Raw genomic sequence first — 14,488 nt, 5'->3', positions numbered from 1 at the left:
AGGCTAGCGCTGCTGCCTGGCAGTGACCGCGGCGCGCACCGCGGCGAACAGCGGATGCTCGGCATCCAGTCCGGTGACGGATGCCGTGAAGGCCGCCGCGTCTTCGGAGGCGAGACGCCGTTGCAGCTCGACGGACTGCTCGTCTTCCGGATCGTCGAACGCGAGCGCGGCGGCGACAGCGGCGACGAGCGCCGCCGTCGACAGCCCTCGCTCTGCGGCTTCAGCCGCCGGACCGATGAAGCGCTCGTGCCGCGAGAGCTTGCGCAGCGGCTGACGGCCGACGCGCTGCACGGTGTCGATGAGCTCCGGATTTCGGAACCGCTCCAGGATCGTCGCACGGTAGTCGGCCAGTTCCGCCGGGTCGAGCCCGTGCACGGCGGCCAGCATCGCCGAGGTCTCCTCGAGGGCTGCGCCGACGGATGCCGCGACCGCCGGGTCGGCGAGCGCATCAGCGATCCGCTCGTGCCCTGCTTGCGCGCCGAAGTACGCGGTCGCGGCGTGCCCGGTGTTCACGGTGAACAGTTTGCGTTCGATGTAGGGGGCGAGATCGTCGACGAAGTGCGCGCCGGGGATGGTCGGCAGTTCGCCGCGGAACGGCCCCTGCTCGATCGCCCATTCGAAGTACGGTTCGACCGTGACGTCGATCCCTGCCCCGTCCGGTTGCGCCGGAACGATCCGATCGACGGCCGTGTTCGCGAAGGCGGCCCGGGCGGTGAGGGCGGCCGCATCGCCCACGGCGAGCCGCTCGATCTCGGCGCGCAGCGTGTCGGTCGCCCCGATCGCGTTCTCGCACGCCATGACGGCCAGCGGTGCGGCGTCCTCGTGCCGTCGGCGCAGCCCCTCGACGATGACGGGAGCGATGAAGCGCAGCACGGTCGGCCCCACGGCGCAGGTCACGACGTCGGCCGTCGCGACCTCTGCGATGACGGCATCCGGATCCCTGCGGCTGTTGAGCGCCCGGAAGCCCGTCACGATCCGGTTCACCCCACCGGGTCCGGCTTCGCGGACCGTGTAGTGGTCCGCCGCGTCGAGGGCGTCCACCAGGGCGTCGGCGACGTCGGAGAAGACGACCTCGTAGCCGCCCTCGTGCAGCAGCAGGCCGACGAAACCGCGCCCGATGTTCCCGGCGCCGAAGTGGACGGCTTTCATCCCTCGTTCACCTCCGAAAGCAGCGCGTACAGCTCGTCCGGGGTCTGTGCGGCCGTCAGGCGTGCGACGTCGTCCTCCTCCGAGAAGAGGATCGCGATCCGCGACAGGATGTCGAGGTGCTCGTCTCCGACGCCGGCGATCCCGATCACGAAGGTTGCCTCGTCGCCGGCCCAGTCGACCCCGCCGTCGTAGCGGACGACGGACAGCGCGGAGGCGAGGATCGTGTCCTTCGCATCGTTGGTGCCGTGCGGGATCGCGAGGCCGTTGCCCATGAAGGTGGACACCGTCTGCTCACGCTGCCGCATCGCGTCGACGTACGCGGGGGTGACGGCGCCGGCGGCGACCAGGATGTCCGTGGCCTCCTGCAGTGCCGCCTCCTGCGTCGCGGAGCCGGGGTGGATGCGGACCTGGCCGAGGGTGAGAACGCTCATCATGCCTCCTTTCGCTGGTCGCGGACCATCTCGACGACCTCGTCGTACTTCGGCGAGTTCATGAAGTTGTCGACCGAGATGTGGAGCGAGTCGGGCGACTGCGCCTGGGCGCGGTCGGTCAGCTGCTGCTGGGTGATGACCAGATCCGCCGTGCCGTCGAGGTTCGCGATCGCCTTGTTGACGACGGTGACGCCCTCGATGCCGGCTTTCTTGAACTTGTTGCGCAGCACGCTCGCCCCCATCGCGGACGACCCCATGCCGGCGTCGCACGCGAAGACGATGTCGGTGATCCGGCGCGTGGCGAGGACACCGCCGTCCGCCATACCGCCGGTCTCGGCCTGCGTCTCGAGCTTGTCGAGTGCTTCGTCCGCTGCGGCGACGGATGCCGCGTCACCGCTTACGCGCAGGGCGTCCATCGCGGCGGACTTCTTGCCCTTGTTGGCCTCGGTCTGCGCGATCGCCGCGCCGAACGCGTCGGCCTCGGCCAGCAGGTCGCGCTTGCGCGATGCTCGGAGAATGAGACCGGTGATGAGGAAGGTCACGGTGGCGGCGAGGATGACCGACAGGTACACCACGAGGAGATTCGCGATGCCACCGGCAGCGGGGCTGACAGCGGCCGCTGTGACGGCGATGATGCTGCCGGGCGCTGCGGGGAACGCCAGGCCGCCGCCGAGGATCATGTTCGTCGTCACTCCCGTGGCACCGCCCGCGATCAGCGCGAGGATCGTGGCCGGCTTGCTGAGCGCGTACGGGAAGTAGATCTCGTGGATGCCTCCGAGGAACTGGATGACGGCGGCGCCGGGGGCCGAAGCCTTCGCTGCGCCGATCCCGAAGAACGAGAAGGCGAGCAGCAGTCCGACCCCGGGGCCGGGGTTGGCCTCGATCAGGAACAGGATCGACTTGCCCGTCTCCTGAGCCTGCTCGATGCCGAGCGGCGTGAAGACGCCGTGGTTGATCGCGTTGTTCAGGAACAGCACCTTCGCGGGTTCGACGATGATCGACACGAGCGGCAGCAGGTTGTACAGAACCAGCCAGCCGACCGCGAGACCCAGGACATCGCTCACCCAGAGGATCGCAGGACCGAACACGAAGAAGCCGAGAATGGCCAGTAGCATGCCGAGGATGCCGGCGGAGAAGTTGTTGATGAGCATCTCGAAGCCCGGCTTGATCTTGCCGTCCCAGAGTTTGTCCATCCACTTGGTCACGAGCGCCGCGAACGGCCCCATGATCATCGCGCCGAGGAACATCGGGATGTTGGTCCCGACGATCACACCCATCGTCGCGATCGAGGCGACGACGCCGCCGCGCTCGCCATAGACCATCCGACCACCGGTGTTGGCGATGAGGAGCGGCAGCAGATACGTGATCGAGGGCCCGACGAGTCCGACGAACTGATTGAACGGATCACCGTTCTCATCGAGCGCGACTGTCGTCATGGCTCCGGGCCAGTTGATGGCACCCGCGTCGCCGAAGCCGCCGAGCAGCGGTGCGACAGGGGTCCACCACCCCAGCCAGCCCACCGCGATGAAGAGCATCGTGATGAAGCCCCAGGCGATGAAGGCCGCGATGTTCGGCATGATCATGCCGGAGAGGAACGTGCCGAAGCGCTGGACTCCGACCCGGAGCCTTCCCTGCTTCTGCGCGGGTGACGTCGTCGTCATGATGTCGTCTCTTTCTGCTGTGGGTTCGGGTGAGGGGTGAGATCTGCGACGGCCGCGGCGACCGCGGCACGAGCGCCGGCGGCGTCATCCGCAGCGAGGGCGATCTCGGCGAGGTGTCGCGCGTCGTCGAGCGTGCGCTCCGAGAGCGCGAGCCGGACGTCGGCCAGAGCGGCCGGTGCCATCGACAGGCTCGTCGCGCCGAGTCCGACCAGCACGACGGCGAGCAGCGGATCGGCGGCGGCCTCACCGCAGATGCCGACCGACTTGCTCGCCCGAGCGCCGGCGGCGCCGACCTCGCCGACGAGGCGCAGCACGGCCGGATGCCACGGGTCCTGGAATCCGGCGACGGATCCGAGCATGCGGTCGGCGGCCATCGTGTACTGGGTGAGGTCATTCGTGCCGATCGAGGCGAAATCGGCGTGCGCGAGCACGCGGTCGGCGAGCAGCGCGCTCGCAGGCACCTCGACCATGACACCGGCCGTCTTCAGCCCGTATTCGCGGGCGAGCGTCGTGAAATACGCCGTCTCCTCGACGGTGGTCACCATCGGGGCCATGACCCAGAGGTCGGCACTCGTCTCGGCATCCGCTTCGGCGAGTGCGGTGAGCTGCTCGCGCAGGATGTCCTCGCTCGCGCGGAGCGCCCGCAGGCCTCGCAGACCGAGGGCCGGGTTCTCCTCGTGCGCGTCGTTGAGGAAGGCGAGCGGCTTGTCCGCCCCGGCATCCAGCAGTCGGACGACGACCTTCTTCCCCTCGAACGCGGCCAGCAGCTCGCGGTACGACTCGCGCTGCTGCGCGACGGTCGGCGCCTGCGCGGCCGAGAGGAACAGGAACTCGGTGCGGAAGAGCCCGACGCCCTCGGCCCCCCGCGCTACCGCATCCGCTGCGTCGGCGGGTTTGCCCAGGTTCGCCAGCAGTGCGATGGGGGTGCCGTCTGCGAGGGCGCCCGGCGTCGGGGGAAGCGCCTCGGCGCTCTGCCTGGCCGACGCGCGCTCGGCTGCGCGGCCGAGTTCGTCGGCGGACGGTTCGGTCGTCACGGCGCCGGCCGCGGCATCCACGATCACCGTCTCGCCGTCGGTGAGGACGCCGGCCTGTGCCACGCCGACGACGGCGACGATGCCCTTCTCCCTGGCCAGGATCGCGGTGTGGGACGTCGGGCCGCCATCAGAGGTGATGAGCGCCAGGACCTGATCGAGCTTGAGCAGTGCCGTGTCCGCGGGCGCGAGGTCGCGCGCGACCAGCACGAAGGGATGACCCGGGTCGGGGACTCCGGGCGCTGGCACACCACGCAACCGGGCGAGCACGCGCTGTGCGATGTCGTCGAGGTCGGCCGCTCGTTCGCCGAGATAGCCTCCGACGGCCTCGAGAGTCGCCTTGAAGCCCGCGAACGCGTCGTGCACCGCCCACTCCGCTGTGGTGCCGTCATCGATGCGCGCGTCGATCTCGTCCTGCAGGCTCGGGTCCTCGGCGATCATCGCCTGGGCTTCGAGCACCTCCTGCGCGGCACCTCCGGCCGTCTCAGCTCTGGTGGTCAGCTCGCTCGCCACGGCGGCGATCGCCTCGCGGACCCTGGTGCGCTCCTGATCGGCACCGACGGCGCTCCTGGCGTTCTCAGGATCCGGAAGCGGGTCCGCCATGCGGACGACGGGTCCCTGCGCGACGCCGGACCCGATCCCCACTCCGCGGAGCGTGCTCATCCGGCCGACTCCTCGTCGTGGTCGGTCGTGAGCAGCTCGGTCAACGTGTCGAGCACGGCGTCGGCGTTCTCACCGTCCGCGGTGAGCGTGACGTAGTCGCCGTGGTCGACACCCAGGGCGATCACACCCAGGATGCTGGCGGCGTTGACCGGCTTGCCGGAGTCCTTCGCGACGGTGACGGCGATGCCCGACTCCTTCGCGGCCTGCGCGAAGAGCTTCGCTGGACGAGCGTGCAGGCCGTGGGATGATCCGATCCGGACGGTGCGGGATGCAGCGGTCATGGTGTTCCTTTCTCGGCGGTGAGTGCCGACCGCACGAGCGCGAGCGTGCGCGTGCCGTCGCGGTCGGTGAAGATGTCTTCGGGGAGCGGCAGCACCGGGCACGGGCTCGCCGCGCGGATGGCGCCGAGGCGGTCGGCGAGATGCGGGCCGACGAGGATCAGATCGGCATCGCGCGATGCGGTGGTCGACTCGGTGCCGGCGAAGGCGTCCCACGCCAGGTGCGCGTCGGTCGCGGCGCGCTGCAGTCGTTGCGCGACGAAAGTGCTCGACGCCCCTGCGCCGCAGACCACGAGGATCCTCTTCGATGCCATGGTTCCATTCTGGGAACGCGCTGTGAACGGCACCACCAGGCTTCTTTCCGCCCCTGCGGAACACCCGGTCCCGCCTCTTCCTGGCTCAGGGCTGGCATCATGAGAGTGCGACGAAGCCGGCATTCAGACTCGGAGGGACCATGACGCGCCAGCGCCAGGATCAGCTCCTCTCCGCGTTGCTGCGCCAGGACGGGTGGGCGACGGCCGGCAGCCTCGCCGATCAGCTCGGGGTGACTCCGCGCAGCATCCGCTCGTACGTCGCGGCGCTGAACTCCCGCGTGCCTGCGACGGATGCCGTCGACTCTGGGCCGGCCGGATATCGCGCCGGCGCAGGCGCCCGAGCGGCTCTGCGCGCGCGGGCCGACGAGTCGGCACCGCGAGAGCGCCTGCATGCCGTCATCCGGATGCTGCTGGACCAGCCGGACGGCATAGACCTGTACGAGACGGCCGATCGCCTGCACGTGTCCGACGCGACGGTGGAGTCCGATCTCACCCGCGTCCGCGCGCTGCTGGACGGAACCGATCTCGCCCTGGAGCGCGACCGCGAGACGATCCGGTTGCGGGGGACCGAGGCCGCGCAGCGCCGGCTGCTCAGCCGGCTCGCGCACGACGAGATGGATGCTGCCGCGTTCCGCCCCGAGACGATCCGGCATGCGCTGGCGGGGGAGGTCGTCGGCTCCGGTGCCGTAGCCGACTTCAAGACCGCACTGGTGCGCGAACTGGGCGCACTGGGCTACTACGTGAACGAGCTGGCCATCTCCGACGTGCTGCTGCACATCGCGATCGCGGCCGACAGGGTCGCCGCAGGCCGGCCGCTGGAGACGGATGCCGCGCAGGACCGCGCGGCGGACGCGCACGGTGAGATCGTCCGCGTCGGCGAGCAGATCAGCCGTCTGGCACAGGAGCACTTCGGCGTGCGCCTCGGTGTCGGCGACAGCGCCCATCTGGCCACGCTGGTGCTGACCCGCGTGGTCGCCCCTGGGCGCGGCAGCGCCGTCGAGGTCGCTCGCAGCGGTGTGGATGGGGGTGTTGACGAGGCGGTGCGCGCGGAGATCGCCCGCGCGGCGCACGACTATCAGGTCGACCTCGAGGACGAGGCGTTCATCCTGCGGCTCAGCCTGCACGTGCAGAACCTGCTGCGGCGTGCGAAGGAGCAGGCGTGGACGCGCAATCCGCTGACGCGGTCGCTCAAATCGTCCTATCCGATGATCTTCGAGGTGGCCGTGTCGATCGCGAGCGGACTGCACGACCGGCTCGACCTGCCGGTGAACGACGACGAGATCGCCTACATCGCGATGCACGTCGGCGGTCGCCTCGAGCGCAGCCGCAAGGCGGACACGATCCTCAGCGCCACGATCGTGTGCCCCGGGTACTACGAGCTGCACGAGCTGCTCCGTTCCAGCGTCGACCGCTCGCTCGGCTCCGCGATCGAGGTCACGCGCGTGGTCACCTCGGTCGATCCGGACTGGGCATCCTTCGACACGGACCTGGTGCTGTCGACGATCGAACCCGGCGCGTCGGGGGATAGGTTCGTCCGCGTGCAGCCCTTCCTCGGCGAGGCGGATGTGGAACGCGTGCAGCAGGCGGCGGCGCGGGTGCGCCGCGGCCGTCGGCTCGCTCAGCTGCGCGCGGAGCTGTCTCGGTACTTCGACGCGAGCGCCTTCGTGCACCCGCTGCCGGATGCCGGGGACGAGGCGATCATCCGCCGCCTCGGCGGGATGCTCGTCGCCGCGGGCCTCATCGATGACGAGTACGTCGACAAGACGATCCAGCGCGAGCGCATGTCATCCACCGCGTTCACCGACGCGCTCGCGGTGCCGCATTCGCTGCAGATGACGGCCCGTCGTACCGCGATCGCGATCGGCGTGGCCGACGGATCCGTGGCATGGGGAGACGGTCGCGTCCAGGTGGTCGCGCTCGCCGCGTTCAGCGAGAGCGACCGGGCCGCCTTCCAGACCGTGTTCGAGCAGCTGGTCGAAGTGTTCAGCGAGCGCGAGAGCGTCCAGCGGCTGGTGCGCAGGGCCACGAGCTTCGAGGCGTTCCTCGATGAGCTGGTGGCCGTCATCGACGGCTGATCACGCGGGGCTCACCTCGGCGCGAGCACCTCGACCATCGCATCCAGCAGTGCATCCGCGTCAGCGGACGTCGGAGTCTCGATCGTGACGACGTCGCCCTCGACGAGGGCGAGATCCATGACCGCGAGGATGCTGGCGAGCTCGACAACCGTTCCCTCCGAGGTCGCCAGCGTGACCGGTGCGCTGTGTGCGATGGCCAGCCGGGCGAGCTCGGCGACGGGACGGGCGTGCGCCCCGTTGTGTGCGCTGATCTTCACGCGGCGGCTGGGCATGCAGCGATGCTATCCGTCCTCACCCCACGAGGGCGAGGAACGCCCTGCCCAGGACGACGAGGACCCCGGCCCACGCGCACCACAGCATCATGCTCCTGGCCACTCGGGCGGAGACGACCCGGGTGAGCAGCGTCCCGAGGAGGATGCCGCCGGCCGTCCCCGCAGCGAGCAGCATCATCTCGCCGACCGGGGCCGACGGCAGCCCGCGAAGCAGCACCGACACCAGCCCGTACCCGAGGAACACCACTTGCGCGCTCGCTGCGAAGCGGTGCTGCTCCCAGCGGTCGCCGACCGCGTAGGCGGCCAGAGCGGGCCCGGACAGGCCGCTGGAGGCGTGCAGGAACCCGGCCGCCGCTCCGGCGTACACCGCGCCACGGCGTCCCTTCAGTACCGCGGAGATCGGCCCGCCCAATCGTGGAGCCAGCAGCGCGGCGATCCCCAGAAGCGAGATCATGAAGAGCAGCGCCGCCTCTGGCAGCAACCGTGTCACGAGCACGCCGAACGGAGCGGCCGCGATCCCGACGCCGAGCAGCCACCTGGTGCGGCTCCAGTCGATCAGTCGCCACCCCGAGGGGATGGCGACCACGGCGGCCACGACGGCGAGCAGCACGGCCACCGTGACCCCCTCGACGGGGCCGTGGATCAGGACGGCGGGACCGATGAGCACCAGGACGAACGCGAGTCCGGTGAGACGCTGCACAGCCCCGGCGACAACCGTCGCCAGCACGGCGAGCAGCAGGATCATCGTGCGAAGCGTTTCAGGAGCGCTCCTCCAGCAGCACCCGCACGCCGGACTCGATGGCGGCGACGGCGTCCGCCGCGGCATCCGCGGAGTCCGCCTGCGTGTCGATGTAGACCTTCAGCTTCGGCTCGGTGCCGCTGGGGCGGACGATGACGCGACCGCCACCCGCGAGGCGGTACCGCAGCACGTCGCCGGACGGCTGGCCCGCCGGCGCGAGCAGCAGGTCTTCCGCCGACTCGATCGCGGCGTCCCCGATGGATGCCGGAGGCGACTGGCGCAGCGAAGCCATGACGGTGCCGATGATCGACAGGTCCTCGACTCTGATCGACACCTGACCGCTCCCGAAGTGGCCATAGGTTCCGCCGAGCTCTTCCAGCAGGGTCGAGAGGGTCGCGCCGCGCTCCCTGGCCTCCGAGGCGAGACCCAGCAGGGCGACCGCCGCCGAGATGCCGTCCTTGTCGCGCACGGTCTCGGGATTGACGAGGTAGCCCAGGGCCTCCTCGAAGCCGAACACGATGCCCTCGGCGCGTGAGATCCATTTGAAACCGGTCAGCGTCTCGGCGAAGCCGAGGCCGTGATGCTCGGCGATCACGCCGAGACCGGGGGACGAGACCAGCGAGCAGGCGAGCGTCGCCCCCGCCGTCCCCTCGGCCGCCCGCGCGGCGCGGGCGCCGAGGAGCAGGCCGATCTCGTTGCCGCTGAGGCGTCGCCAGCCGCTCGGCGCGTCGGCGTCGGGGATCGCGACGGCGAGCCGATCGGCATCAGGGTCGTTGGCGATGATGAGCTCGGCGCCGGTGGACCGCGCGACGTCGAAGGACAGATCCAGCGCACCCGGCTCCTCGGGGTTCGGGAACGCCACGGTGCGGAAAGTCGGATCGGGATGCTGCTGCGCGCGCACAGCGGTCGGCTTCGGGTAGCCGGCGGCCGTCACGATGCGCTCGAATGTCTCCCATCCGACGCCGTGCATGGCGGTGTACACCCATCGGAGCCCATCGGCGCCGGAGCCGGCCGGGGCGACGGCGGCCGTCGCCGTGACGTACGCGCGCACGACCTCATCGCCGGCGATCTCATACGCATCCGATCGGGGCAGGACGCCGACATCCCCGGCATCCGCCACGCGCTGGATGTGCGCGGCGATCTCCGCGTCGGCGGGCGACACGATCTGGGACCCCTCGTCCGCACCGCCGAGGTAGACCTTGTAGCCGTTGTCGTTCGGCGGGTTGTGGCTGGCGGTCACCATGACGCCGGCATCCGCACCGAGAAGGCGGACCGCGAAGGCGAGCACCGGAGTGGGCAGCAGACGCGGCAGCAGGATCGCTCGAAGGCCGGCTCCGGCGAACAGCTCTGCGGAATCCAGGGCGAACCGGCGCGAGTTGCGCCGCCCGTCGTAGCCGACCACGACAGTGGGGGTCGTGCCCTGCGCCCGATCGAGCAGGTAGGCGGCGAAGCCGGCAGCGGCCTGCGCCACGAGCACCCGATTCATCCGGTTGCTGCCGGCGCCGAGCGCACCGCGCAGGCCGGCGGTGCCGAACGCCAGGCGCGCACGGAAGCGATCGTCGAGATCCTCCAGCGCCGAGGCGTCCCCGCCCGCGGCGAGGGTGATGATGCCCGCGAGCTCGTCGCGCGTCTCGGCATCCGGGTCCTGACGGATCCAGGCGCGAGCCGACGCGAGGAGGTCCTCCGCGCTCACAGAGCCTCGACCACCTTGGCCAGCAGAGCCGAGATGACCGGTTCCGCCTCGCGTCCGGCCTCGATGACCTCGGCGTGGCTCAGGGGGGTCTTCTGGATGCCGGCGGCGAGGTTCGTGATCAGCGAGAAGCCGAGGATCTCCATGCCGGCTTCACGCGCGGCGATGGCCTCGAGAGCCGTCGACATGCCGACGATGTGGCCGCCGATGTGCTTCGCCATCTGGACCTCGGCAGGGGTCTCGTAGTGCGGACCGCGGAACTGCGTGTAGACGCCCTCGTCGAGCGAAGGGTCGATCGAGCGGGCGATGTCCCGAAGCCGCTGCGCGTACAGGTCGGTGAGGTCGATGAACGTCGCGCCCTCGAGGGGCGAATCGGCGGTGAGGTTGATGTGGTCGCTGATGAGCACCGGCTGGCCGGGCGTCCAGGTCTCGCGGACGCCGCCGGCGCCGTTGGTGAGGACCATGATCTTCGCTCCGGTGGCCGCCGCCGTGCGGACGCTGTGGACGACGCGGCGGACGCCGTGTCCTTCGTAGTAATGCGTTCGGGCGCCGATCACGAGGACGTTCTTGCCATCGGGGGTGCGGATCGACCGCAGGGTGCCGACATGGCCTTCCAACGCGGGCTTGGAGAACCCGGTCACCTCGGTGGCGGGAATCGTCGCGACGGTCTCGCCGATCACGTCGGCTGCCCTGCCCCATCCGCTGCCGAGGGTGAGGGCGATGTCGTGCTTCTCGACGCCGCTGATCCGCGCGATGTCCGCGGCGGCCGTGGCTGCGATCTCGAACGGGTTCGCGTTCGGGTCGTCGAGGGGGTGGTCATGAATGTCGGTCATGGATCCACTCTAGGAAGCGTGCGGCGTCGGGGCCAGGATTGCGGAAGAATGGAATCCATGTCCTCAACTCCTTTCGAGCGCACTCAGCGTGTCGCCGTCCTCGGTGGCGGTCCCGGCGGATACGAGGCGGCTCTGGCCGCCGCCCAGCTCGGAGCCGAGGTGACCCTGGTCGAGCGCGTCGGAGTCGGCGGATCGGCCGTGCTCACGGACGTCGTGCCGTCGAAGAGCCTGATCGCCACGGCGGATGCCGCCGTCGCGATCTCGGAGGCCAGCGATCTGGGTGTGCAGTTCTTCGCGAAGGGTGAACACGGCAAGCCGCTCAAGCCCGAGATCGCGATCAACCTCGCCGCCGTCAACAAGCGTCTGATGGCGCTCGCCGCCCAGCAGTCGGAGGACATGCGCTCGTCGCTGCTGGATGCCGGCGTGCGCATCCTGTCCGGCCACGGACGCCTCGAGGGCACGAACGCGATCATCGTCGCCACCGGACCAGACGGTACGGACTTCGACCGCATCGAGGCCGACACGATCATCATCGCCGTCGGAGCCGCTCCGCGGGAGCTGGAGTCGGCCAAGCCCGACGGCAAGCGCATCCTCACCTGGACGCAGCTGTACGACATGAAGGCGCTGCCTGATCACCTCATCGTCGTCGGATCCGGTGTCACGGGTGCCGAGTTCGCATCCGCGTACATGAACCTCGGCGCGAAGGTGACGCTCGTCTCCAGTCGCGACCAGGTGCTCCCCGGCGAGGATCAGGACGCCGCGCGCGTGCTCGAGAAGGTCTTCAAGCGCGGCGGTATGCAGGTGCTGTCCAAGGCGCGCGCCGACAAGGTGGAGAAGACGGATGCCGGGGTGCTCGTCACTCTCTCCGACGGGCGCACCGTCGAGGGCAGCCACTGCCTGATGGCCGTCGGCTCGGTCCCGAACACGGCATCCATCGGCCTGCAGGAAGCGGGCGTCGAACTCACCGAGTCCGGTCACATCCGCGTGAACAAGGTGGCGCGCACCTCGGTGCCGAACATCTACGCGGTCGGCGACTGCACGAACTTCTTCCCCCTCGCCTCTGTGGCGTCGATGCAGGGCCGCACGGCGGTCTTCCACGCGCTGGGCGACATCGTCATCCCGCTGGAGAAGGTCAAGATCACCTCGAACATCTTCACCGCACCGGAGATCGCCACGGTCGGCTGGGGCGAGCAGGACGTCGAGGACGGCGTCGCGGACGGCATCGTCTACAAGCTGCCGCTCGCGGCGAATCCCCGCGCCAAGATGATGGGCATCAAGGACGGATTCGTCAAGATCATCGCCCGCAAGGGCTCGGGCACCGTGATCGGAGGAGTGATCGTCGGTCCCAAGGCCTCCGAGCTCATCTACCCGATCGCCGTCGCCGTCGAGCGTCGGCTGACGGTGGATCAGGTGTCGCGGGTGTTCGCGGCCTACCCGTCGCTGTCGTCGAGCATCACGGACGCGTCCCGCGCGATGCACCTGGTGAACATCTCGTAGACGCAGGACACGCGAAAGGGCGCCCCACCGCGGTGGGGCGCCCTTTCGCGTAGGTAGGCGTCAGCTGATGGTGAGCAGCTGGTGGCCGGCGGACACCGTGGTCCCGGCATCCGCGCTGATGTTGCCGATCACGCCGTCCTTGTGCGCCTGAAGAGGCTGCTCCATCTTCATCGCCTCGAGCACGACGACCAGATCGCCCTTGACGACCTGCTGGCCGTCCTCGACCGCGATCTTGACGACCGTGGCCTGCATGGGCGACTTCACGGCGTCGCCGGATGCTCCGGCCGAGACGGATGTCGCGTGGCTGCGACGGGACGGCGGCACAGCCGCCGGTCGCCCTGCGGTGCTCGCGGCGACCGCGACGCGGTCTGGCAGGCTCACTTCGAGACGCTTGCCGGCGACCTCGACGACCACGGTGTGGCGCGCGGCCGCGGCCGCAGGGGCTTCCAGCTCTCCATCCCACGCCGGGATGTCGTTGACGAACTCGGTCTCGATCCAGCGCGTGTAGACGCCGAACTCGCCGTTCTCGGCGGTGAAAGCGGGGTCGCGGACGACCTTCCGGTGGAACGGCAGGACCGTGGGGAGACCTGCGACCTCGAACTCGTCGAGGGCGCGACGTGCGCGCTCCAGCGCCTCGGCGCGGTCCTTGCCGGTGACGATGATCTTGGCCAGCAGGGAGTCGAAGGCGCCGGAGACGGAGTCGCCGGCGGTGACGCCGGAATCCAGTCGGATGCCTGGACCGCCGAAGGTCTTGAAGACGTGGATCGGGCCCGGCTGGGGGAGGAACCCGCGGCCGGGGTCCTCGCCGTTGATGCGGAACTCGATCGAGTGCCCCTGCGGAGCGGGGTCGTCGTAGTCGATGGTGCCGCCCGCCGCGATGCGGAACTGCTCGCGGACGAGGTCGATGCCTGTGACCTCTTCGGAGACGGGATGCTCGACCTGCAGGCGGGTGTTCACCTCGAGGAACGACACCGTGCCGTCTGCGCCGATCAGGAACTCGCAGGTGCCGGCTCCGACGTAGCCGACCTCCTTGAGGATCGCCTTGGATGCCGCGTACAGCTGGCGGTTCTGCTCTTCGGTGAGGAAGGGCGCCGGTGCCTCCTCGACGAGCTTCTGGTGGCGGCGCTGCAGCGAGCAGTCGCGTGTGGAGATGACGACGACGTTGCCTTCGGCATCCGCGAGGCACTGCGTCTCGACGTGGCGGGGCTTGTCCAGGTACTTCTCGACGAAGCACTCCCCGCGACCGAACGCCGTGACGGCCTCGCGCGTCGCGGACTCGAAGAGCTCGGCGACCTCGTCGAACTCGCGGGCGACCTTCAGACCGCGTCCGCCGCCGCCGTAGGCGGCCTTGATGGCGATAGGCAGCCCGTATTCCTGCGCGAACGCGACGACCTCGTCGGCACCGGCCACGGGGCCGGGCGTGCCAGGGGCGAGCGGAGCGCCCACCTTCTCGGCGACGTGACGCGCCGTCACCTTGTCGCCGAGGGCCTCGATCGCGTCGGGGGACGGTCCGATCCAGATCATCCCCGCACCGATGACGGCGCGAGCGAACTCGGCGTTCTCGGCGAGGAAGCCATAGCCGGGGTGGACCGCATCGGCGCCGGAGCGGCGGGCGATGGACAGGATCTTCTCGATCTGCAGGTAGGTCTCCGCGCTCGTCGCACCGCTGAGCGCGTATGCCTCGTCGGCGAGCCTGGTGTGCAGAGCCTCGCGGTCCTGGTCGGCGTAGACGGCGACGGACGAGATCCCCGAATCGCGAGCGGCGCGGATGATGCGTACAGCGATCTCTCCGCGGTTGGCGATGAGTACCTTCTCGATGGGCATGACTGCCAGCCTAGCGAGAACGAGGGCCTCT

At 69.8% G+C, this 14,488-nt stretch carries 13 protein-coding genes; 2 read left to right on the top strand and 11 right to left on the bottom strand.

Going from position 1 to position 14,488, the window contains the following annotated elements; genetic code table 11:
• Positions 1-3: 3 nt before the first annotated feature.
• From ACI7YT_RS12970 to ACI7YT_RS12945, 6 genes are read right to left on the bottom strand one after another with little or no spacing between them, the layout of a single operon-like run.
• Positions 4-1,149, bottom strand: coding sequence for a mannitol-1-phosphate 5-dehydrogenase (locus ACI7YT_RS12970; protein ID WP_406245948.1), 1,146 nt, complete (start codon positions 1,147-1,149; stop codon positions 4-6).
• Complete coding sequence (locus ACI7YT_RS12965; protein ID WP_406245947.1) at positions 1,146-1,580, bottom strand: PTS sugar transporter subunit IIA; 435 nt, start codon at positions 1,578-1,580, stop codon at positions 1,146-1,148. Before ACI7YT_RS12965 ends, ACI7YT_RS12970 begins: the two co-directional genes overlap by 4 nt.
• Positions 1,580-3,241: a PTS mannitol transporter subunit IICB gene (locus ACI7YT_RS12960; RefSeq protein ID WP_406245946.1), complete on the bottom strand. Its 1,662-nt coding sequence runs from the start codon at positions 3,239-3,241 to the stop codon at positions 1,580-1,582. The genes ACI7YT_RS12965 and ACI7YT_RS12960 overlap by 1 nt, the downstream gene beginning before the upstream one ends.
• Positions 3,238-4,935: a phosphoenolpyruvate--protein phosphotransferase gene (ptsP, locus tag ACI7YT_RS12955; RefSeq protein ID WP_406245945.1), complete on the bottom strand. Its 1,698-nt coding sequence runs from the start codon at positions 4,933-4,935 to the stop codon at positions 3,238-3,240. Before ptsP ends, ACI7YT_RS12960 begins: the two co-directional genes overlap by 4 nt.
• Positions 4,932-5,216, bottom strand: a complete 285-nt coding sequence (locus tag ACI7YT_RS12950; RefSeq protein ID WP_406245944.1) for an HPr family phosphocarrier protein — start codon at positions 5,214-5,216, stop codon at positions 4,932-4,934. Before ACI7YT_RS12950 ends, ptsP begins: the two co-directional genes overlap by 4 nt.
• Positions 5,213-5,527: a PTS sugar transporter subunit IIB gene (locus ACI7YT_RS12945; RefSeq protein ID WP_406245943.1), complete on the bottom strand. Its 315-nt coding sequence runs from the start codon at positions 5,525-5,527 to the stop codon at positions 5,213-5,215. Before ACI7YT_RS12945 ends, ACI7YT_RS12950 begins: the two co-directional genes overlap by 4 nt.
• A 140-nt stretch (positions 5,528-5,667) precedes the next feature.
• Between ACI7YT_RS12945 and ACI7YT_RS12940 the strand changes: the two genes are divergently transcribed.
• Positions 5,668-7,602: a BglG family transcription antiterminator gene (locus ACI7YT_RS12940; protein ID WP_406245942.1), complete on the top strand. Its 1,935-nt coding sequence runs from the start codon at positions 5,668-5,670 to the stop codon at positions 7,600-7,602.
• 11 nt (positions 7,603-7,613) lie between these two features.
• Here ACI7YT_RS12940 and ACI7YT_RS12935 read toward each other — a convergent pair whose 3' ends face one another.
• The 4 genes from ACI7YT_RS12935 to ACI7YT_RS12920 are packed head-to-tail and all read right to left on the bottom strand — an operon-like array spanning position 7,614 to position 11,136.
• Positions 7,614-7,874: an HPr family phosphocarrier protein gene (locus ACI7YT_RS12935; RefSeq protein ID WP_406245941.1), complete on the bottom strand. Its 261-nt coding sequence runs from the start codon at positions 7,872-7,874 to the stop codon at positions 7,614-7,616.
• 19 nt (positions 7,875-7,893) lie between these two features.
• Positions 7,894-8,619 (bottom strand): TSUP family transporter, encoded by a 726-nt coding sequence (locus tag ACI7YT_RS12930; RefSeq protein WP_406245940.1) that lies wholly within the window; start codon positions 8,617-8,619, stop codon positions 7,894-7,896.
• 13 nt (positions 8,620-8,632) lie between these two features.
• On the bottom strand, positions 8,633-10,306 hold the full coding sequence (locus ACI7YT_RS12925) for a phospho-sugar mutase (RefSeq protein WP_406245939.1): 1,674 nt from the start codon (positions 10,304-10,306) through the stop codon (positions 8,633-8,635).
• Positions 10,303-11,136, bottom strand: a complete 834-nt coding sequence (locus ACI7YT_RS12920; RefSeq protein WP_406245938.1) for a purine-nucleoside phosphorylase — start codon at positions 11,134-11,136, stop codon at positions 10,303-10,305. The genes ACI7YT_RS12925 and ACI7YT_RS12920 overlap by 4 nt, the downstream gene beginning before the upstream one ends.
• 48 nt (positions 11,137-11,184) lie before the next feature.
• Between ACI7YT_RS12920 and ACI7YT_RS12915 the strand changes: the two genes are divergently transcribed.
• Positions 11,185-12,633: an NAD(P)H-quinone dehydrogenase gene (locus ACI7YT_RS12915; protein ID WP_406245937.1), complete on the top strand. Its 1,449-nt coding sequence runs from the start codon at positions 11,185-11,187 to the stop codon at positions 12,631-12,633.
• Between the two features lie 60 nt (positions 12,634-12,693).
• Here ACI7YT_RS12915 and ACI7YT_RS12910 read toward each other — a convergent pair whose 3' ends face one another.
• Positions 12,694-14,457 (bottom strand): acetyl/propionyl/methylcrotonyl-CoA carboxylase subunit alpha, encoded by a 1,764-nt coding sequence (locus tag ACI7YT_RS12910; RefSeq protein ID WP_406245936.1) that lies wholly within the window; start codon positions 14,455-14,457, stop codon positions 12,694-12,696.
• Positions 14,458-14,488: the final 31 nt, after the last annotated feature.

The sequence above is a fragment of the Microbacterium sp. M genome, from assembly GCF_045181065.1.
Taxonomy (GTDB): Bacteria; Actinomycetota; Actinomycetes; order Actinomycetales; family Microbacteriaceae; genus Microbacterium.
Note: the sequence above shows the minus strand (reverse complement) of the source record. Positions and strands in the feature narration are given on the sequence as shown.

What these genes read in the sequence shown, in the direction of transcription:
- ACI7YT_RS12960 (WP_406245946.1), bottom strand. Translation starts at nt 3,241, where the DNA reads ATGACGACGACGTCACCCGCGCAGAAGCAGGGAAGGCTCCGGGTCGGA.
- ACI7YT_RS12920 (WP_406245938.1), bottom strand. Translation starts at nt 11,136, where the DNA reads ATGACCGACATTCATGACCACCCCCTCGACGACCCGAACGCGAACCCG.
- ACI7YT_RS12950 (WP_406245944.1), bottom strand. Translation starts at nt 5,216, where the DNA reads ATGACCGCTGCATCCCGCACCGTCCGGATCGGATCATCCCACGGCCTG.
- ACI7YT_RS12915 (WP_406245937.1), top strand. Translation starts at nt 11,185, where the DNA reads ATGGAATCCATGTCCTCAACTCCTTTCGAGCGCACTCAGCGTGTCGCC.
- ACI7YT_RS12945 (WP_406245943.1), bottom strand. Translation starts at nt 5,527, where the DNA reads ATGGCATCGAAGAGGATCCTCGTGGTCTGCGGCGCAGGGGCGTCGAGC.
- ACI7YT_RS12965 (WP_406245947.1), bottom strand. Translation starts at nt 1,580, where the DNA reads ATGAGCGTTCTCACCCTCGGCCAGGTCCGCATCCACCCCGGCTCCGCG.
- ACI7YT_RS12940 (WP_406245942.1), top strand. Translation starts at nt 5,668, where the DNA reads ATGACGCGCCAGCGCCAGGATCAGCTCCTCTCCGCGTTGCTGCGCCAG.
- ACI7YT_RS12930 (WP_406245940.1), bottom strand. Translation starts at nt 8,619, where the DNA reads ATGATCCTGCTGCTCGCCGTGCTGGCGACGGTTGTCGCCGGGGCTGTG.
- ACI7YT_RS12910 (WP_406245936.1), bottom strand. Translation starts at nt 14,457, where the DNA reads ATGCCCATCGAGAAGGTACTCATCGCCAACCGCGGAGAGATCGCTGTA.
- ptsP (WP_406245945.1), bottom strand. Translation starts at nt 4,935, where the DNA reads ATGAGCACGCTCCGCGGAGTGGGGATCGGGTCCGGCGTCGCGCAGGGA.
- ACI7YT_RS12935 (WP_406245941.1), bottom strand. Translation starts at nt 7,874, where the DNA reads ATGCCCAGCCGCCGCGTGAAGATCAGCGCACACAACGGGGCGCACGCC.
- ACI7YT_RS12970 (WP_406245948.1), bottom strand. Translation starts at nt 1,149, where the DNA reads ATGAAAGCCGTCCACTTCGGCGCCGGGAACATCGGGCGCGGTTTCGTC.